Annotated in this window: 16 protein-coding genes; 12 read left to right on the forward strand and 4 right to left on the reverse strand. The window is 37.2% G+C overall.

Features of this window, described 5'->3' with window-relative positions; translation table 11 throughout:
* The first annotated feature begins 106 nt into the window (after window positions 1-106).
* The 8 genes from AC1M36_RS04735 (at window position 107) to AC1M36_RS04770 (ending at window position 9,504) form a co-directional block, all read left to right on the forward strand.
* Window positions 107-3,964, forward strand: coding sequence for a DNA translocase FtsK (locus AC1M36_RS04735; RefSeq protein WP_479845621.1), 3,858 nt, complete (start codon window positions 107-109; stop codon window positions 3,962-3,964).
* Window positions 3,965-4,024: 60 nt separating this feature from the next.
* The gene (locus tag AC1M36_RS04740) at window positions 4,025-5,143 is read left to right on the forward strand and encodes a nicotinate phosphoribosyltransferase (protein WP_336450422.1); all 1,119 of its coding nucleotides are present in this window, start codon (window positions 4,025-4,027) and stop codon (window positions 5,141-5,143) included.
* 251 nt (window positions 5,144-5,394) lie between these two features.
* Complete coding sequence (murC, locus tag AC1M36_RS04745) at window positions 5,395-6,705, forward strand: UDP-N-acetylmuramate--L-alanine ligase (protein ID WP_336450421.1); 1,311 nt, start codon at window positions 5,395-5,397, stop codon at window positions 6,703-6,705.
* A gap of 110 nt (window positions 6,706-6,815) precedes the next feature.
* A complete protein-coding gene (locus AC1M36_RS04750; RefSeq protein ID WP_336450420.1) occupies window positions 6,816-7,229 on the forward strand; it encodes a MerR family transcriptional regulator in 414 nt (137 codons plus the stop codon).
* Window positions 7,219-8,127 (forward strand): DMT family transporter, encoded by a 909-nt coding sequence (locus AC1M36_RS04755; RefSeq protein ID WP_336450419.1) that lies wholly within the window; start codon window positions 7,219-7,221, stop codon window positions 8,125-8,127. Before AC1M36_RS04750 ends, AC1M36_RS04755 begins: the two co-directional genes overlap by 11 nt.
* A gap of 62 nt (window positions 8,128-8,189) precedes the next feature.
* Window positions 8,190-8,738 (forward strand): GNAT family N-acetyltransferase, encoded by a 549-nt coding sequence (locus AC1M36_RS04760; protein WP_336450418.1) that lies wholly within the window; start codon window positions 8,190-8,192, stop codon window positions 8,736-8,738.
* 148 nt (window positions 8,739-8,886) lie between these two features.
* Window positions 8,887-9,285: a PH domain-containing protein gene (locus tag AC1M36_RS04765; protein WP_336450417.1), complete on the forward strand. Its 399-nt coding sequence runs from the start codon at window positions 8,887-8,889 to the stop codon at window positions 9,283-9,285.
* Window positions 9,286-9,297: 12 nt separating this feature from the next.
* Window positions 9,298-9,504: an ATP synthase subunit I gene (locus AC1M36_RS04770; protein WP_336450416.1), complete on the forward strand. Its 207-nt coding sequence runs from the start codon at window positions 9,298-9,300 to the stop codon at window positions 9,502-9,504.
* 20 nt (window positions 9,505-9,524) lie between these two features.
* Here the strand turns inward: AC1M36_RS04770 and AC1M36_RS04775 are convergent, their stop codons facing one another.
* On the reverse strand, window positions 9,525-10,640 hold the full coding sequence (locus AC1M36_RS04775; protein WP_336450415.1) for an aminopeptidase: 1,116 nt from the start codon (window positions 10,638-10,640) through the stop codon (window positions 9,525-9,527).
* A 142-nt stretch (window positions 10,641-10,782) separates the two neighbouring features.
* On the opposite strand from AC1M36_RS04775, the gene AC1M36_RS04780 reads away from it, so the two are divergent.
* Window positions 10,783-11,331 (forward strand): DUF948 domain-containing protein, encoded by a 549-nt coding sequence (locus AC1M36_RS04780; protein ID WP_336450414.1) that lies wholly within the window; start codon window positions 10,783-10,785, stop codon window positions 11,329-11,331.
* 1 nt (window position 11,332) lies between these two features.
* Entirely contained in the window at window positions 11,333-11,659 is a 327-nt protein-coding gene (ytxJ, locus tag AC1M36_RS04785; RefSeq protein ID WP_336450413.1) for a bacillithiol system redox-active protein YtxJ, read from the forward strand.
* Between the two features lie 50 nt (window positions 11,660-11,709).
* On the opposite strand, the gene AC1M36_RS04790 is transcribed toward ytxJ, so the two are convergent.
* Genes AC1M36_RS04790 through AC1M36_RS04800 form a run of 3 tightly spaced genes read right to left on the reverse strand, consistent with a single transcriptional unit; the run spans window position 11,710 to window position 16,467 of the window.
* On the reverse strand, window positions 11,710-13,533 hold the full coding sequence (locus AC1M36_RS04790; RefSeq protein WP_479845676.1) for an ABC transporter substrate-binding protein: 1,824 nt from the start codon (window positions 13,531-13,533) through the stop codon (window positions 11,710-11,712).
* 29 nt (window positions 13,534-13,562) lie between these two features.
* Window positions 13,563-15,077, reverse strand: a complete 1,515-nt coding sequence (locus AC1M36_RS04795; RefSeq protein ID WP_336450412.1) for an ABC transporter permease — start codon at window positions 15,075-15,077, stop codon at window positions 13,563-13,565.
* A gap of 13 nt (window positions 15,078-15,090) precedes the next feature.
* Window positions 15,091-16,467 (reverse strand): ABC transporter permease, encoded by a 1,377-nt coding sequence (locus tag AC1M36_RS04800; RefSeq protein ID WP_336450632.1) that lies wholly within the window; start codon window positions 16,465-16,467, stop codon window positions 15,091-15,093.
* A 211-nt stretch (window positions 16,468-16,678) separates the two neighbouring features.
* Here AC1M36_RS04800 and AC1M36_RS04805 point away from each other — a divergent pair, with 211 nt between their 5' ends.
* The gene (locus tag AC1M36_RS04805) at window positions 16,679-18,406 is read left to right on the forward strand and encodes an ABC transporter ATP-binding protein (protein WP_336450411.1); all 1,728 of its coding nucleotides are present in this window, start codon (window positions 16,679-16,681) and stop codon (window positions 18,404-18,406) included.
* Window positions 18,407-18,698: 292 nt separating this feature from the next.
* Window positions 18,699-19,769, forward strand: a complete 1,071-nt coding sequence (locus AC1M36_RS04810) for a bifunctional 3-deoxy-7-phosphoheptulonate synthase/chorismate mutase (protein ID WP_336450410.1) — start codon at window positions 18,699-18,701, stop codon at window positions 19,767-19,769.
* The last annotated feature ends 9 nt before the right edge of the window (window positions 19,770-19,778 follow it).

Here is a 19,778-nt window from a genome sequence, read left to right on the forward strand (position 1 = left end):
AATTTGAATATGGTGTACAAAATACAAGAACGTAATTTTACCTGCACTTTTTGCCGAATGCTGATACAATAAAGGATGTTACTATTTAGTAGAAAGAGTGGTAAACATGTTAGATTGGATGAAAAAGCTGTTTAACAAAGAGGAACATCAGGAAGAAAAAACAGCGATGAATAAAGAAGTACCGAAGAACACTGAAAGTAAGCCGAAAATTCCTCGTGTAAACCACTACACTGCAGCAAGAGAAGCGCAAATGGCTAGTCGGAATTCAGGTGTGAAATGCCGATTTCCGTTAGTGCCTGATGATGGATTCGATGAGGAGAATGTGGAAGAATCAACACATGTTGAAAAGCAGCCACTGCCGAGAGTAACAAACATGGAGAGGCGCGAACCGAGATATGTAGAAGAACCTATTCATACATTTGTCCCTCAACAAGCTGAACGAGAAATTAAGCCAGAGCCGTTCATACAAAAAAAATCTGTACCAACACAAGAAGGAAATCGAAGACCATTTCGCCCAACAGAGATGATTTCACCGATCTTTGGATATAAACGTCCGTCTATGGAGAAAGAAGAAGTGAAGACGGAAGAAAAAAAGCAGGAAGATCTTGAAATATCGGTTGAAGGAAAATCAGTCGTCGATGCATGGCTAGAGAAAAAAGGATACTCACTTGCCGATTTCTCAGACGAATCCTTTGTTCCTTCTGAGAAGCAGGATGAAAATCTAGATCATCAACAACAAGAAAGTAAAAAAGAGGAAAAATCCGTTGTTGATCAGTGGCTAGAGAAAAACGGTTACGATTCTGAACGTTCACTTAGTTCGTTAGAAGAGCAAGGCAAGGTAGATATCGCTTCAGACTCGCGTCCATTTGCAACTGATAGCTTGTTACATAAATCAGTTGGACAGGATAACAAGAAAGAAGAACATAATGCTCAAAACGTACAGATATTTAGACAAGAACCAGATGTAGTGGTGTTATCACAAGATGATAACGGAGGAAATGAAGAATCTCTACAAGGCCAATTACAAGACTCTACTGTAGAGAACATCAATACAACGTCAACGAAAGAAATTGAATATAAGAAAGAGACAGAAGAACAGTCAGTAGAGAACGCTGTTTTGAAAGAAAATGTTATTGAAGAAAAAGTTGAAGTAGTAGAAGAAAGTGAAACAGCGCCGGAAGTTGAAGTAGTGGAAGAAAGTGAAACAGCGCCGGAAGTTGAAGTAGTAGAAGAAAGTGAAACAGCGCCGGAAGTTGAAGTAGTAGAAGAAAGTGAAACAGCGCCGGAAGTTGAAGTAGTGGAAGAAAGTGAAACAGCGCCGGAAGTTGAAGTAGCGGAAGAAAGTGAAACAGCGCCGGAAGTTGAAGTAGTGGAAGAAAGTGAAACAGCACCGGAAGTTGAAGTAGTAGAAGAAAGTGAAACAGCGCCGGAAGTTGAAGTAGTAGAAGAAAGTGAAACAGCGCCGGAAGTTGAAGTAGTAGAAGAAAGTGAAACAGCGCCGGAAGTTGAAGTAGTGGAAGAAAGTGAAACAGCACCGGAAGTTGAAGTAGTGGAAGAAAGTGAAACAGCGCCGGAAGTTGAAGTAGTGGAAGAAAGTGAAACAGCGCCGGAAGTTGAAGTAGCGGAAGAAAGTGAAACAGCACCGGAAGTTGAAGTAGTGGAAGAAAGTGAAACAGCACCGGAAGTTGAAGTAGCGGAAGAAAATGAAACAGCACCGGAAGTTGAAGTAGTGGAAGAAAGTGAAACAGCACCGGAAGTTGAAGTAGCGGAAGAATCTGAAACAACGCCGGAAGTTGAAGTAGTAGAAGAACCTGCAGAACAAGAGAAGTTTGTTTCTAAAGCAGAAAACGATATTTCTGAAACAGCTTTAGCGGCGGATAAGCATACGAAAGAAGTGATTCAAAACTTTGCAAATGTATTAATTGAAGAGGCAGAAGAAAAGCAAGAGGTTGCTTTGGAACAGCCTGTTAAGCAAAAAGAAGAACCGAAGCGTGAGAAGAAGCGCCATGTGCCGTTTAATGTTGTGATGTTAAAGCAAGACAGAAGAAAGTTGATGGAGAGGCATGCGGTTAGGGTGCAAACACCGCAGACTCCTGTAAAACAAGCTGAAGAAACTTCGCAAGTGAACGCGCAACCTGTGCAACAAGTGGAAGAAATACCACAAGAAAAAGGGCGAACTGAACAGCAAGTTGTAGTGGAAACCCAAGTGGAAGAGAAACCAGCACAGCAAGTTGTAGTGGAAACCCAAGTGGAAGAGAAACCAGCACAGCAAGTTGTAGTGGAAACCCAAGTGGAAGAGAAACCAGCACAGCAAGTTGTAGTGGAAACTCAAGTGAAAGAGAGAGCAGTAGAACAAGTTGTGGTAGAAACTCAAGTAGAAGAGAGACCAGTAGAACGAGTTGTAGCGGAAGCTCGAGTAATAGGGAAGCCAGTACAGCAAACAGAAGTGAAGGCACCTGTTGCAAATGGAGGAGTACAAGAAAAAGCATACGTTGTAGCCAAAAGAGAGAATGATATGCGTAATGTACTGCAAACACCGCCGGAATATACAATGCCACCATTAACATTATTGACGATCCCTACGCAAGCGGCGTTAGATAATACAGAATGGTTAGAAGAACAGAAAGAATTATTAGATACGACGTTTAATAATTTCCATGTTGGGGCTCATGTTATTAATGTTTCACAAGGACCGGCTGTAACCCGCTTTGAAGTACAACCTGATCCAGGTGTGAAAGTAAATAAAATTACAAACTTAAGCGATGATATTAAGCTGAGTTTAGCTGCAAAAGATATTCGAATTGAAGCACCGATTCCAGGGAAAAGCGCAATCGGAATTGAGGTTCCGAATAAAGAGAGTAAGCCGGTATTTCTAAGGGAAATCTTGAGAAGCCCTGTGTTCACGAAGAGTGAATCCCCGCTTACGGTTGCACTTGGGCTTGATATTTCTGGAGAACCAATTGTAACGGATATTAGGAAAATGCCACATGGACTGATTGCTGGTGCGACTGGTTCAGGGAAAAGTGTGTGCATTAACGCGATTTTAACGAGTATTTTATATAAAGCAAAACCGCATGAAGTGAAGTTGATGCTGATTGATCCAAAAATGGTAGAGCTTGCACCATATAATTCTGTTCCACATCTTGTAGCACCTGTTATTACCGATGTAAAAGCAGCTACAGCAGCGTTAAAATGGGCTGTAGAAGAGATGGAGCGCCGTTATGAATTGTTTGCGCATGCTGGTGCACGTGATTTAAATCGTTATAATACAATTGTGAGCGAGCAGGAAGTTCCAGGTGAGGCATTACCATATATCGTCATTGTGATTGATGAGTTAGCTGATTTAATGATGGTTGCTCCTGGTGATGTTGAGGAAGCAATTTGCCGTATTGCTCAAAAAGCACGTGCTTGTGGTATTCATCTATTAGTTGCAACGCAGCGTCCATCTGTAGATGTTATTACAGGATTAATTAAATCGAATATTCCAACGCGTATTGCGTTTACAGTATCATCCCAAGTCGATTCACGTACAATCATTGATATTGGGGGCGCGGAAAAATTACTTGGCCGCGGTGATATGCTATTTTTAGGAAACGGTACGTCAAAACCTGTTCGTGTGCAAGGTGTATACGTATCAGATGATGAAATTGAAAAAACAGTTGAACATGTGAAAAAGCAAATGAAACCAAACTATTTATTTAAGCAAGAGGATTTATTGGCAAAAACAGAGCAACATGAAGCCGAAGATGAACTGTTTTTTGATGCATGTCAATTTGTTGTAGAACAAGGGGGCGCGTCCACATCTTCTGTACAGAGAAAATTCCGTATTGGTTATAATCGTGCGGCACGTCTTATTGAAGAGATGGAAGCGCAAGGAATTATTTCCGAAGCACGGGGAACAAAACCGAGGGATGTCCTTATTTCAGAGGATGAGTTTGCTGCTATGCAGGAAACGAATGTATAGGAAGCGGTTTTGCTGTATACTAAGAGAAAATGTTGGATAGTAAAGTAGGGAGTAAACGACATGAAAGAAATTGAATTAAAATTAAAAGGTGAAATCAATCGACTAACAAATAAAACATTTAAATTTGATGAACGAGTTGGGGAAGGCTGGTTCTCTGCTGTTTACTTTTTAAAAACTCGTGACATTATTCAAGAATTTCGCCCAAAAAGTGTTGTGACAATGCAATTTTTCCAAAAAGAACATGCGGTACTTTGCGGAACAGATGAAGTATTAGCATTGTTACAAACATTCGCTACACATCCTGAAGAACTTGAAATTCATTCTTTAAAGGATGGGGACAATATTAATCCATTTGAAACAGTTCTAACAATTACAGGGCCTTATGAATATTTCGGATTTTTAGAAGGTGTAATTGATGGGATTTTAGCTCGTCGTACATCTGTTGCGACAAATGTATATAACGTTGTACAAGCTGCTCGCAGCGGTGAAAAAGCAAAACCTGTTATTTTCATGGGAGACCGTGATGATCATTATACACAGCAAGCTGGTGACGGATATGCTGCGTATATCGGTGGCATGAGCGCACAGGCAACGCATGCAATGAATGAATGGTGGGGCAAGAGTGGAATGGGGACAATGCCTCACGCATTAATTCAAATGTTTAATGGTGATGTTGTAGAAGCTGCGAAAGCATACCATAAAAAGTTTCCAGAGGACGATCTTGTTGTACTGATTGACTATAACAATGATGTTATTACAGATGGGCTTCGCGTTGCACGTGAATTCGGTTCAGAATTAAAAGGTGTACGTATTGATACATCACGTACAATGATTGATCAGTATTTCATTCGTCATCCAGAAGTGCTTGGAACATTTGACCCACGTGGTGTCAATCCATCACTTGTTTTCGCTCTTCGTAAAGCGCTCGATGAGGAAGGGTTCCAGCACGTAGATATTGTTGTAACTGGTGGATTCGATGAAAAACGTATTCGTGAATTTGAAGCACAAAATGTTCCTGTAGATTTATACGGAGTAGGAAGCAGTTTATTAAAGATGAATATTGGTTTTACAGGTGATAATGTAGAATTAAATGGAAAACCAGAAGCGAAGGCTGGACGTAAATATCGTCCAAACCCACGTTTAGAGCGTGTTGAATTAGAAAAAAGAGAAGAGATGTAAAAACTTGAAAAACTGATAGGTGATTGACCCTATCAGTTTTTCTGTTATCATAGTATAACGGATTGTTTTTTGCTATAATAAGTTTGTTGTGGACATATAAGAAGTACGTACGTGTTTATCCCGATTGGTGAGAAATGATAAAAGTTCCGCTATATCGAAAATGTATGATGATTACCAAAATAAGAAAAGATTCATATACTGTCTTATAGATAGGCCGTTGTATTAGTTCGAAATGTTGGAGGTTCTTTAAGATGACAGTTTACCATTTTGTAGGAATTAAAGGAACAGGAATGAGTTCATTAGCACAAATTCTTCATGATATGAAGCATACTGTTCAAGGTTCTGATTTTGAAAAGCGTTTCTTTACACAAACAGCATTGGAAAAGCGTGGTATCTCCATCCTTCCTTTTGATAAAAACAATGTAAAAGAAGGACAAGTGATTATCGCCGGAAATGCATTCCCTGATACGCATGAAGAAATTGTAGCGGCGAAAGAGTTAAATCTCCCAGTACACCGTTACCATCACTTTTTAGGGGACCTTATGAGTAAGTATACAAGTGTTGCTATAACAGGTGCACATGGAAAAACATCAACAACTGGTTTGTTAGCCCATGTAATGCAAGGTGCACACCCAACATCTTACCTTATTGGAGATGGAACAGGGCATGGGGTAGAAAATAGTAAGTATTTTGTGTTTGAGGCATGTGAGTATCGTCGTCATTTCTTGTCTTACTATCCAGACTATGCAATTATGACAAATATTGATTTTGACCATCCAGACTACTTTACAGACATTAATGATGTGTTTAGTGCATTCCAAGAGATGGCGCTTCAAGTGAAAAAAGGAATTATTGCATGTGGTGATGATGAAGAACTTCAAAAAATTCAAGCGAAAGTACCTGTTATTTTCTATGGATTTGGTGAAGATAATGATTTCCAAGCACGTAACATCCAAAAGAGAACAGATGGTACTGTATTCGATGTATTCGTTCGTAATACGTATTATGAAACGTTCAAAATCACAGGATACGGCAATCATAGCGTCTTAAATGCACTAGCAGTTATTGCGCTTTGTCATTATGAAAATGTTGATGTAGAAGCAGTAAAACATCAATTAACAACGTTTGAAGGTGTAAAACGTCGCTTTAATGAAAAGCCGATGGGAGAACAGGTCATCATTGATGATTATGCACACCATCCGACAGAAATTAACGCAACGATTGAAGCAGCTCGTCAAAAACATCCAGAGCGTGAAATTGTCGCTGTATTCCAGCCGCACACATTCTCACGTACAGAAAAGTTCTTAGATGAGTTTGCAGAAAGCCTAAGCAAGGCTGATCAAGTATATCTATGTGATATTTTCGGATCAGCACGTGAAAACAAAGGTGACTTAACGATTCAAGATCTGCAACAACGTATTGATGGTGCAGAATTAATTACAGATACAACAACGGATGTATTAAAGAAACATAAAAACGGCGTTCTTATTTTCATGGGCGCAGGTGACATCCAAAAATTCGAAGCGGCTTACGTGAAAGAAGTGCAAGTTGCGGAGAAGTAATAAAGGGAAGACGTGCAGCGGTGGCTGCACGTCTTTTTTTATTTATGTATTGACCTAGAGTTAACTCTAAGTTGTAAGATGAAAATGTGAAAAAACAAGGGGGAGATAACATGTATAAGATTGGTGAAGTAGCAGAGTTAACAGGGATGAGCATTCATACACTTCGCTATTATGAAAAACTGGGATTATTACCACCACCGACACGGAATAGCGGCATTCGCCAATATACAGAAGTAGATGTACGCTTGTTGAAATTTTTGTACTCGTTAAAACAAACAGGAATGTCACTAGAAGAGATAGCAGAGTTTGCAAGTGACGGTTGCATTATAGAAGAAATTAAGCAAAGAAAAGAAGAAGTACCAGCTAAAATAAAAAAACGTATTTCGATTTTAACGGTTCATTTGGAACGTTTAAAGGAACAGCAAGAGCAATTACAGCGTGTAATAGAACTAACAGAGAATAAATTAGAGATTTATTATGGTTTTTTAGAAGACAAAGCCTTGGAGGAAGACAATGAAAAATAAAGTGTATGTTCAGTTGTTAGGCTTTGCAATATTTACGGGTGGGACATTCAATGCTTCGAAATACGCAGTACAATATTTTTCAGCAGTTCACATTGCGGCATGGCGTTTTGGAATAGCTGCTCTTGTAATGCTATGTATTTTAAAGATAAGAAAAAACTTTGAGTTAGAAGTATGGAAACAAAATATTGGCTATTATATTTTACTCGGCATAGTTGGGGTATTTGGCTTTAACTTCTTTTTCTTTTTAGGAATGAAAAATACGGAGGCTATAAACGGCTCGCTTATTATGGCGACGAATCCACTTGTTACAACGATATTGGCCAGTATAATTTTGCACGAAAGAATTGTAAAACGTCAAGCTATCGGAATGTTACTTGCATTGCTTGGAGTTATTTTTGTTATTACGCAAGGTTCGTTTTTTGTCATACAAAATTTAGCTTTTTCAAAAGGAGATTTCTACATTTTATTAGGGAATATTTGTTGGGCTTTATACGGTGTGCTAGGAAGAAAGTTTATTAAGGATGGTACTCCGATACAAACAACCACATATACAATGACTGTTGGAGCACTTGCTTTCATTATGGTCTCCTTCATGCAAAAGAGTGTAGCGCCTATTTCAGAAATTCCTCTACTAGCATGGCTATCAATCCTATTTATGGCGATTGGAATGAGCGTGCTTGGTTATCTTTGGTGGAATAAAGGAGTCGCGAAAATTGGAGCAGCAAAAACATCTTTGTTCTTTAATTTAGTTCCCGTTGTTACGATGTTTATTTCTTTTGTGGAAGGAGTAAATATAACAATCCCGCAATATTTAGGAATGATTTTAGTTATTACGGGTGTTTTATATTCTTCCGGTTTTCTTACTATAAAAACGAAAAAAGAGAGTGTGAATATATAAATCTTAACATTCCCTGATTTAAAGTGTTAGAATAATAAGAAATTAAAAAGGGGGATGGAGAAATGTTCATACTTCACGTTGATGATGAAATCGAACTTCAATTACTAGAAAAACATCATAAAGAAGAGTTATATCAATTAGTAGATCAAAACAGAGAGCATTTAAAAAGATGGCTTCCATGGGTAGATGGCACAAAATCTGCTGATGCATATGACGAAATTATTCCGATGTGGCTGAAGAAATTTGCGGATGGAAACGGTTTTGAGACAGGTATACGTTACAAAGGAAAGCTCGTTGGAATGGTTGGTATTCACGAGGTGAACTGGGCTAAGAAAGCAACAAGTCTTGGATACTACCTTGCAGAAGAAGCAGGCGAAAAAGGAATTATGACACGAAGTGTAAAAGCGGTACTTCGTTATGCGTTTGAGGATTTAAAATTAAACAAGATTGAAATCCGTTGTGGGGTAGAAAACAAGAAAAGTCGTGCGATTCCAGAGCGACTTGGTTTTAATTTAGACGGTATTTTGCGAGATGAAGAATGGTTATATGATCATTTTCATGATCTTGCGGTGTATAGTTTATTGGCTTCAGAATGGAAGAAGATTCAATGAGCCATATGAGTTGCATTCATTTTAATGGAGGGACCAACAAAGAATATTGCTGAATAAGGCGTTTCATAGTTTGTGAAAGCTGGAGATTAAAGTAGTCTCTAGCTTTTTTATTGTATCAAATGGTATAATTTGGTTGAGGGGTGATGATATGAACTTTCCTATCCAAAGAAGTACACCCATTATGATTTTTGTAAGTGTAATGTTAATTCTTATGGTTGTTTGGCCAATCGGAATGCTCATTATGGACAATGGAAACTGGGGATCAGCACTAATTGGAATGGCAATTTGTCTTATTGTAAATGTCCCGCTCGTTTGGGATGTATTTATTAAAAAGCATACGGTAGAAAATGGTGTACTCAAGTACGGTATATTAAATGATGACATTGTACTATCCGATGTGAGAGTTGTTCGCCAAGTTGGAAAATCCCTCGAAATTACAACAAATCAATATAAGGTGCATATGATTGCCATGCCGCGGAATAAGGAAAAATTGTTGTTGCTTATTCAAGAAGCAAATCCACATGTGAAAATAGATGTGAAAGCATAACGGGAGTGAGCAATGAAGCATATTAGACTGTTATTTTGTTTTGAATTATTGATGGTACTCGTCGTTTGTATGAGAGGGTATGTTCGCTGGGGATGGCCGATATACTTATCAATAGCAGTAGGCATTTTAGCAGTTGTACTTTTGTTTTATTATCATGCTCGTCAGACTAGAAGTAAGGAAAAGAGAGTGGAGAAATACAAGAAGAGCCCTCCTATTTAGAAGGAGAGCTCTTCTTCTTTTTATTTTAAATTCTCAGGATTCAATGCTTCTAATTCAGATACAACGAAGCGTCCGTCTTTACGGATTAATACGTCATCGAAGTAAATTTCACCGCCGCCGTATTCAGGGCGTTGGATGCATACTAAATCCCAGTGGATGTTAGAGTTGTTGCCGTTCCATGCATTGTCGTAAGCTTGTCCAGGAGTGAAGTGGAAGCTACCATCGATTTTTTCATCAAATAGGATATCACCCATTGGATGTAAGATGTATGGGTTTACGCCAATTGCAAATTCACCAACGTAGCGTGCACCTTCGTCAGTATCAAAGATTTTGTTAATACGTTCTGTATCATTTGCAGTTGCTTCAACGATTTTGCCATCTTTAAATTTCAGTTGTACATTTTCAAATGTATAGCCGTTATATGGTGATGGCGTATTGTAAGAAACTGTACCATTAACAGAATCGCGAACTGGTGCAGAGTATACTTCACCATCTGGAATATTTAAATGACCAGAGCATTTAATAGCTGGAATGTCTTTAATAGAGAATGTTAAGTCCGTTCCAGGGCCAACAAGGCGAACTTTATCTGTTTTGTTCATCAGTTCAACAAGGTTATCCATTGCTTTGTCCATTTTACCGTAATCTAAGTTACATACTTCGAAGTAGAAGTCCTCGAATGCTTCAGTGCTCATTTTCGCAAGCTGCGCCATAGATGCATTTGGGTAGCGAAGAACAACCCAGCGTGTTTTTGGAACGCGGATGTCTCTATGAACTTTTTTACCAACTGTTTGACCGTGGATTTTCATACGTTCACTTGGAACGTCAGCTTGTTCGTTAATGTTGTCGCCAGAACGAAGGCCGATATAAGCATCCATATCTTTCATTACGCTTGCTTCATATGCAGCGATTTGCTCAAAATGTTCTTCAGTAGCACCCATTAATAAAGAGCGATCAACTTGATGATCTTTCAATGAAACGAATGGGAAACCACCAGCTGCATATGCTTCTTTGACAAGTGCAGTTACAAGTTCTTTTTGCAGACCGAAGTTTTCGATTAATACTTTTTCGCCTTTTTGTAAGCGGATGGAGTAGTTAATTAAATTGTGTGCTAAAGTTTCAATACGTGGGTCTTTCATATGTAAAGCCTCCCTAGTAATTATATATCCATTTCTATTGTACCCTACTTGCTGGAATTTGTTGACTGATTTATGTTACAGTTGACGAACAAGTATGAAAATTCTTGCGGATCCATAAGGATTAGAACGAAACGGAAAATGATTGTATAATAGGAGAAAGTATGAAAAAGATAAAGGAAGTGATGAAATGCAAGTTCTTTTATACGTAAGTGCAGCTATAGCTGCCGTTGCTTTTGCAATTTTAGTGATATATACATGTAGAACCTTATTATCATTGCAGAAGACGTTAGAAAATGTTGCAAGTACATTAGAAGGCTTAGAGAAACAAATGCAAGGGATAAGCGTAGAGACAGAGCAATTATTACATAAGACGAATGCATTAGCCGATGATATTCAACAGAAATCTCAGTCGTTAAATAAAGTAGTAGAAGGCGTAGACGGAATTGGAACGACAATTCATTCTTTAAATACGAAACTTCGCAATGTATCGGATTCTGTAACAAATGAAATTGAAAATAATGCAGACAAAGTTGCCCAAGTTGTACAATGGAGTAGCGCAGCGATTGAAGTATATAATCATTTTCGAGCTACTAGACAAGAGAAAAAACTAGAAAAAGCAGAGAAAAAGTTAGAGAAGGCGGAGAAAAAAGAGAAGCGCTCTAGACTTCCAATTCGTATGAGAGGTGAATAACATGAGCATGACAAAAATCGAAACAATGGAAGAGTTTGAAGCATTGTTAGAAACAGCAGAACCATATATTCTTTTTAAACATAGTACAACATGCCCAATTAGCCAAGGAGCATACGCAGAGTTCGAGACATATTGTCACGATGCCAAAGAAGTACCTGCTTATTATTTATATGTGCAAGATGCAAGAGAAGTTTCGAATCGTACTGCAGAGCACTTTGGTATTAAACATGAGTCACCACAAGTATTATACATAAAAGATGGCATGGCGGTATGGCATACATCCCATTGGAATATTAAGAAGCAAACTTTAGAAGAGAACATCAAATAAAAAAGAGAGTGAACTAAAAGATTTTCTTTAGGTTCACTCTCTTTTTGTTTTTATTTTTTGCTTGCTTTATAGTTACTCAAGAATTTTTGTACTTTCTCTGGATCGGCTTTCAGCTCATTTCCTGTTTTCACAATTGGGCTGACTGTAGAAATAGCTTTAATTTTTTTGTTTTGATAAATGCTTAGAATCTCATCTTGATTGATAGAGTAGAGAACAGCTTTTCGTAAGTCTTCACTTTTCGTAACTTCGCGATTTGCTGTGTTAAATAGTAGGTAGCTTACACCATTACTCTCGATGTTTTGTAATGCTAATTTATTGTCATTTTTGATAAGGTCATGTTTTGTTTCTGGAACACTGGAATATAAATAAATCTCATTGTTGCGTAGTGCAGAAAGTGCACTATCTGTGTCTTTAATGAATCGAAGGGTTACATTTGAAATTTTCGGCTCATGCTTTGTCCCTTTTAAATAATTTGGGTTATTTTGGAAAAATGCTTCGTAATCATTCTTATAAGAAAGAATATAGGGACCACTTGCATATAACGTATTATTATATTTATTTCCATCTGTAACTGTATTTTGATCACCGTAAGGAATGTCTTTATTTACATCAAATGAAGCAACATCATAAGTATTGATGCTTTCTACCTGTGCTTTAGAGACGATACCTGCGGATTGATGCGCTAAATAGTTCAATACCTGTGGAAAAGGTGTTGTAGTTGTAAGTTTTACAACTTGATATTTCCCTTCCTTATTATTGGCTTGTTTTTTGTCAGTTACGAGCTCTGTAATTTTTGCAGTTAATCCCTTTTCAAGCTCTTCTCTTACGGATTTACTATTACCGGATTGTTTCACTTTATCGAGCGTGCTGAGGTCTGTAACGATTTCTACATTTTGAATATGTTCATGTAAACTATATGTGCGGTGATCAGGAACAGATTTTTTATCTTTTGCTCGATTCAGTGAGAAAATTACATCATCAGCTCCTACACGTTCACCAGTATCTTCTGCCTTTTTGTTCGAAATTTTCGAGAAATTTATATCATCTCTAAGTAGGAAATAGTATTCTGAATTCCCTTCCGCCATACTGTAGTTATGAGATAAAGATCCCTCAGATGTGATTTTGTCATTATCTGTAAGGTTGATAAGTCGAACATACATATTTGTATTGATCATATTAATAGAGCCATCATTACCTTTAATAGGATCAAGTGATGTTAATGTTGAAGCAGTTTGCGTAAGAACAAGAGGTGCTGTTTCACGTTTACTAGTGTCTTTGAAATCAATTGATTCCCATACGAGAGCACGAGATTTCGCCAATCTTACTGAATCCTTATTTAAAATATCTTTATTGATAGCTTGTGTTTTCAATGATGTGTAAAGCGGTACGATATAGGCTTTATTAAATACAAGACGTTGTTCTAATTGTTTGTACGTATTTGCATATTCTTTCGGAGTCTGTGTGCTCGCTTTATCGATTAGTTTATCGATTTCTGCATCAGCCAGTATGCTGTAGTCTCCACCTGTTTTGAATAATGAACGTACTGCATAATCAGGATTACCGGTAACTGTGGTCCAACTAGATAACGCAACATCATAGTTACCCGCATTTTGCTGCGCTTTGAAACTTCCATAATCGGGTTGGATGTTTAATTTCACTTTGAATCCATTTTTGGTAAGTTGATCTCGAACGATATTAATGTCCGTTTCACTACCACTTTGGCCAAGGATTTCGATTTCTACTGGATTTTTATCATCAACTACACTAGTTTTCTTCTTTTCTTTTTCTGCCACTTCTGATTTTGTATTTACAGAGCATCCTGCTACTAACAATACAGATGTTAGCAGGAGAGAAGTTAAAACTTTTTTCACAATAAATTCCTCCTCAAAGCATAGTGATAGATTTAATCTAATTTTGGATCTAGTGCATCTCTCAAGCCATCACCCAAAAAGTTGAAGGATAAGACAAGAGCAATGATGGCAAGACCTGGATATATTGCCAAATAGGAATGAGATTCAAGGTACGTGCTTCCAATCTTTAAAATGTTCCCCCACTCTGGTATGTGCGGTTCGACACCTAATCCTAGGTAGCTTAAGCTGCTTGTCGCAATGACAGCACCTCCAATCGTAAGGGTCGATTTAACAATCATTGGCGCAAGTGAATTTGGGACAATATGTTTAAAAATAATAGAAAAATTATTTAATCCGTATGCACGTGCGGAAAGCACATATTCATAATTTGATACCATCATTACATTTGCTCGCATTGTTCGAGCATATGTTGGGATGGATCCAACGCTGAGTGCGACAATTAAATTTGTTGTATTCGCTCCAAAAGCAGCAATTATTGCAATTGCTAATAAAATACCTGGAATTGCATATAAGATATCTAGGAGTCTCATAATAATATTATCTGTACGGTGACCGTAATAGCCTGATAATGCTCCTAAAATACCACCAATAACTACAGGAATAATCGTCGAGATTAAACCAACAACTAGCGAAATACGAGCTCCAAATACGATTCTAGAAAACAAATCTCTTCCGAAATTATCTGTTCCGAATGGGTAAGCAAGACTTGGAGCCTGAAGAATAACATTATAATTATTTTCGACAGCCATACTGTAGTCGAATGTTAAATAGCTACATATAGAAATAGAAAATATAAAAACGATAAAGAAAAGTCCTAGCATAGCTGTTGTATTCTGCGTGATTTTTTTCCACATACTATCCCATTGCATCATTCTCGTTTTATCGTTACTGTAAATTTTTAGAATCAGATTTATTCCAAGCAATAGAGCAAAAAGGTTACCTGTTATAGCTGTAAGTAAAAGTGGAATGGCTATGTATATGAACCAAGGTGCTATTTTATTATTTTGTACATACTTTGCTATTAGCAAAAGTGTGATTAGCTGGAATATTAAGACTAGAAGTAGTATAAACATTGATGAAAGAAATGTATCTGCAACATACGGTTTAAACAGGTTAAGTGCTGATAAAGCAATAATAAGGAGCTGTGTAAGAAACATGTATACAGCAAATGTATATTCAAGTGTCTTTTGTTTTTTTATTAAATGGAATGCAGTGATAGTAATAAAGATATTACCGACGAAGATACTTAAAAGTTGTATGTAACCCAGTAGCCTCGTCTTATTTTGTACATACCCTACATGAAGAAGGTCATGCTTAACTTTAAGTGTGATAATAAATTGCAAGCATGTAAATAGAATGTAGGCGATAAACGTACCGAATATATATATGTTTAATGTTTGATGGCTAAAGTCATAGATATTTAGGCCTAGAATAAAAGTGAGTGTGAAAGATAGAATACATGTGAAACTAGCTTGTGTGTATTCTGGGAGTGAATGTAGAATTTGTGTCTTTTGATGATTTTTTATTGATTTTATGGTCTTGAGCATGAATACACCTTCTTTAATATTGTTTCATTTTCGAACGGATACGGGGATCAAAAAATGCATACAAGATGTCGATAAATACATTCACTAAGGAGATGGTAATCGCTACATAAATAACTCCACCCATAATGCTTGGAATATCAGGAATAAACTGTTTATCGACGATATAACTTCCGATACCACTTATATTGAATACTTTTTCAGTAACAGCAGCTCCGCCCAGCATTCCCCCGAATAGCAGGCCGATTACAGTAATAATTGGAATCATGGCGTTACCGATAGCGTGTTTCCAAAGAATATAGTTCTGGCTTAAACCTTTGGCTTTAGCTGTTATAATGTAATCTTCGTTAATCACTTCGAGTGTTGATGAACGTGTCATTCTGGCAATCGATGCTGTAAATCCAGTTCCTAGTACAATAATCGGCATAATGATAGATAGCCAATTTTCAGGGTTAAATGTTGCTGGTAACCAATGTAATTTAATAGAGAAATTCAAAATAAATATGAGCCCTTGCCAAAAATTCGGAATAGATAATCCAATAAGAGCGATGAACATAAAAGTATAGTCAAAAAATGAATTAGGTTTTGTCGCTGAAATAATACCGATTGGGATTGCAATAATGATAGCCATGAGTAATGAGATGACAGCTAGTGTAAGTGTTATAGGGAATTTTTTTGCTATACTTGCAATCACTTCTTCATTACCTGAGAAAGAAATACCTAGGTCGAAAGTTGCAATGCCTTTAAGAGTATTCCATAGCTGTTGAAAATATGACTGATCGAGGCCATACAAATGATTAAATGCATGAATCTGTTCTTTTGTTGCTGTTTCACCAAGGATGTTTGATGCTGGATCAAAAGGTGATAAATATAAAATGGTAAACACAAGAATGGAGACTCCAAAAATTACAAACACACTCATAATTAGTCTCTCAAAAATATATTTTAGATAGGAATTACTATAGAGAAGAATGAATATGTACATAAATAAACCTGGGATAAATGATAAAGTTAAAAAAATAGGATACGAGATAAGAGATTGAAAAGTATTTTCAAATGTTATTCTTTGTTTACCTTGTTGTTCAAGAATTTGACTTGCTTTTTCAATCACAGTTTTGTGAAATTGTTTTTCTGTCCATTTTTCTACCAGTTGATTCGTTTTCTGGATACTAACCTTTTGACCAAAAAACTCCTGTTTCCGTAGGGCTTGATCTAATAACTCATGTCTTACATGTTCACGGTATCCAGATTCAAGTAAAGAGTTCTTTGTTTCTTCCAAAATAGAGAAATATGAATCTCCCCTTTTTCTATATAGGTAGATAAAAAAGACAGCGATATTAACTGGTAAGCCAAGTATAAGGAGTAAATATTTGTAGGGAAGACGTAGTTGCATTTTTCCATGAGTACGATTAATAATATTTGCTAGATTGAATCTTCCGTAGGTAGTACTCACTTTTTTTACTTTTGTTACTTCCAATAGATTGAACCTCCTTTTTTAAATAGTAAATTGAATTATTCCGATGTGTATAGTATATTTTATTTTAAGGGTTTTAAAAAGTCAATATTCAGATTATTTTAAATATATATAAAGGAAGGTTGGAGATTTGGAATCTATTTTGGAAGTTAGGAATTTACGTGTGTCTTTTCAGTCAAGGGATCAAGAATTTGAGGCTGTTCGAGGTGTGAATTTTGAGGTGAAAAAGGGAGAAACACTGGGAATTGTAGGCGAATCAGGAAGTGGGAAGAGTGTAACAGCTCGTTCTATTATGCGCCTTCTTCCACTAGCTACTTCTGATATAAAAGAAGGAGAAATCATCTTTCTAGGAGATAACCTTGCTTATAAAACGGAGAAGGAAATGGAAAGCATACGTGGTAAGGAAATTGGTATGATTTTTCAAGATCCGATGACGTCTCTTAATCCAACTATTCGAATTGGGAAACAAATATCCGAAACTTTGATGAAACATCAAGGTTTATCTAAAAAAGAGGCTAAGGAACAAGCAATTGAAATGCTTGAACTTGTAGGTATTAGAAGCAGTGAAATACGTTATAATCAATATCCACATGAGTTTTCTGGAGGGATGCGGCAACGTGTTATGATTGCGATGGCACTTGCTTGTCGTCCTACTTTATTAATTGCTGATGAACCGACTACAGCACTTGATGTAACGATTCAAGCGCAAATTTTGAATGTAATGAGAGATATTCAAGAGCGTTTTGGAATTTCAATTATATTGATTACACATGATTTAGGAGTTGTTGCTAGTATGTGTGATCGAGTCGCTGTAATGAAAGATGGAGAGATTGTAGAGACTGGAACGACAGAAGAAATTTTTGAAAGTGCCAAGCATCCGTATACATTAAAGCTCCTCCATGCATTGCCGCGTTTACATGAAAAAAAGAAAACGAAATTTGTACATAGTAAGCCTCTCGATAAACCTTTAGTTGAAGTGAAATCGTTAAAACAATATTTTGATTTAGGAAAAGGGAACGTTTTAAAAGCAGTAGATGATATTAGCTTTCAAATTTGGGAGGGTGAGACCTTGGGATTTGTAGGAGAGTCTGGATCGGGAAAGTCCACGACAGGACGTGCGATATTACGTCTTCATGAACCAACAGCTGGAGATGTATTATACCAAGGAATGGCCGTGAATCGTTTTTCAAAGAGTGAAATGAAAATGATGCGTCGGCATATGCAGATGATTTTTCAAGATCCTTATGCATCTCTGAATCCTCGTTTTAAAGTTATTGATATTATCGGCGAGGTATTGGATGTGCATCGATTGAGTGGGAGTAAAAAAGAAAGGACAAGAAGAGTTGAAGAATTGCTTGATATGGTCGGACTTGATCCTGCATATACAATGCGTTATCCACATGAGTTCTCTGGTGGACAGCGTCAACGTATTGGAATTGCACGTGCGCTTGCGGTAGAACCGAAGTTCATTGTATGCGATGAACCACTTTCTGCACTTGATGTATCTATCCAATCTCAAATTGTAAAGTTGTTAGAGGAACTGCAGAATCGATTAGGGTTGACGTATTTATTTATTGCGCACGATCTTTCAATGGTGAAGCACATTAGTGATCGAGTGGCTGTGATGTATGCTGGGAAAATTGTGGAGATTGCTGAAAGCGAAGAGCTTTATACGAATCCACAACATGAGTATACGAAATCTTTGCTATCTGCAATACCAATTCCGGATCCTAAAATTGAATCGAAGAAAAAAAGAGTGATAATAGAAGAAACAAATGAAGAGGATAAATATTCTTTACGGAAATCCAAGCTTGTAGAGGTGTCTGAAGAGCATTGGGTCGCCCTGCCAATGGAATAAACGAATGGAATTTCAATTTTAAATAGTAATAGAGGCTATGCGCTTCACTTCATTTTTATTAATGTGTAAAGTATCAATGACTTTTAGCTTTTTAGGAGTTATAGAGTTTTAACTGGATGGCTATGGATATTTTTGCTGTTATTGAGTTAAAACTGCATAGTCTTCCTTTTTTTTGAGTTTTTTGAAGCTGAGTATATCATGTGACAACCTGACATCTATCGGATATAATAAATTATCTTAACCATGATAATAAGGTGATTTTGATATATAACTTGAAAGAGGTGGCTTTCTTATGGCATCACAAGAATTAGATCGTTTACGTTCTCAAATCGATCAAATGAACCTGCAAATTTTAGAACTACTAAATGAAAGAGGTCGTCTTGTTCAAGAGGTCGGTAAATTAAAAGAAGTGCAAGGTGTAAAACGATTTGATCCTGTACGTGAAAGAAGTATGCTTGATTTAATTGCTGAGAAGAATGATGGACCGTTTGAAACATCGACTCTTCAACATATTTTTAAACAAATTTTCCAAACAAGCCTAGAGTTACAAGAAGATGATCATCGTAAGGCACTTCTTGTTTCTCGTAAGAAGAAACCAGAGGATACAATTGTTGATATAAAAGGTGAAAAAATTGGTGATGGCAATCCTCACTTTATTATGGGACCATGTGCGGTAGAAAGTTATGAGCAAGTGCGCCAAGTGGCAGAAGCGATGAAAGAACAAGGTTTAAAACTGATGCGCGGCGGTGCGTTTAAACCTCGTACATCACCTTATGATTTCCAAGGTCTTGGCTTAGAAGGCTTGAAGATATTACGCCAAGTGGCAGATGAGTATGATTTAGCGGTTATTAGTGAAATTTTAAATCCGAATGATATTGAAATGGCATTAGATTATGTTGATGTGATTCAAATTGGCGCTCGTAATATGCAAAACTTCGAACTCTTGAAAGCGGCTGGATCGGTGAAAAAACCAGTATTATTAAAACGTGGTTTATCAGCAACGATTGAAGAGTTTATCTATGCAGCGGAATATATTATTGCACAAGGTAACGGGGATATTATTTTATGTGAGCGTGGCATCCGGACTTATGAAAAGGCAACGCGTAATACGCTAGATATTTCCGCTGTGCCGATCTTGAAGAAAGAGACACATTTACCTGTTGTAGTCGATGTAACGCACTCTACAGGACGACGTGACCTCTTATTACCGGCTGCAAAAGCAGCGATGGCAATCGGCGCTGACGCGGTTATGGCTGAAGTACATCCAGATCCGGCTGTTGCGTTATCAGATTCAGCACAACAGATGGATATTCCAGAATTCAATGAGTTTATGAAAGAACTAAAAACATTTCGCGGTAGATAGTTATATATC

The sequence above is a fragment of the Bacillus sp. Medicinal_06 genome (genome assembly GCF_056711665.1).

Excerpts from the sequence above, each read along its gene's own strand:
- AC1M36_RS04735 (WP_479845621.1), top strand. The coding sequence starts at position 107 with ATGTTAGATTGGATGAAAAAGCTGTTTAACAAAGAGGAACATCAGGAA.
- AC1M36_RS04740 (WP_336450422.1), top strand. The coding sequence starts at position 4,025 with ATGAAAGAAATTGAATTAAAATTAAAAGGTGAAATCAATCGACTAACA.
- murC (WP_336450421.1), top strand. The coding sequence starts at position 5,395 with ATGACAGTTTACCATTTTGTAGGAATTAAAGGAACAGGAATGAGTTCA.
- AC1M36_RS04750 (WP_336450420.1), top strand. The coding sequence starts at position 6,816 with ATGTATAAGATTGGTGAAGTAGCAGAGTTAACAGGGATGAGCATTCAT.
- AC1M36_RS04755 (WP_336450419.1), top strand. The coding sequence starts at position 7,219 with ATGAAAAATAAAGTGTATGTTCAGTTGTTAGGCTTTGCAATATTTACG.
- AC1M36_RS04760 (WP_336450418.1), top strand. The coding sequence starts at position 8,190 with ATGTTCATACTTCACGTTGATGATGAAATCGAACTTCAATTACTAGAA.
- AC1M36_RS04765 (WP_336450417.1), top strand. The coding sequence starts at position 8,887 with ATGAACTTTCCTATCCAAAGAAGTACACCCATTATGATTTTTGTAAGT.
- AC1M36_RS04770 (WP_336450416.1), top strand. The coding sequence starts at position 9,298 with ATGAAGCATATTAGACTGTTATTTTGTTTTGAATTATTGATGGTACTC.
- AC1M36_RS04775 (WP_336450415.1), bottom strand. The coding sequence starts at position 10,640 with ATGAAAGACCCACGTATTGAAACTTTAGCACACAATTTAATTAACTAC.
- ytxJ (WP_336450413.1), top strand. The coding sequence starts at position 11,333 with ATGAGCATGACAAAAATCGAAACAATGGAAGAGTTTGAAGCATTGTTA.
- AC1M36_RS04795 (WP_336450412.1), bottom strand. The coding sequence starts at position 15,077 with ATGCTCAAGACCATAAAATCAATAAAAAATCATCAAAAGACACAAATT.
- AC1M36_RS04800 (WP_336450632.1), bottom strand. The coding sequence starts at position 16,467 with ATGCAACTACGTCTTCCCTACAAATATTTACTCCTTATACTTGGCTTA.
- AC1M36_RS04810 (WP_336450410.1), top strand. The coding sequence starts at position 18,699 with ATGGCATCACAAGAATTAGATCGTTTACGTTCTCAAATCGATCAAATG.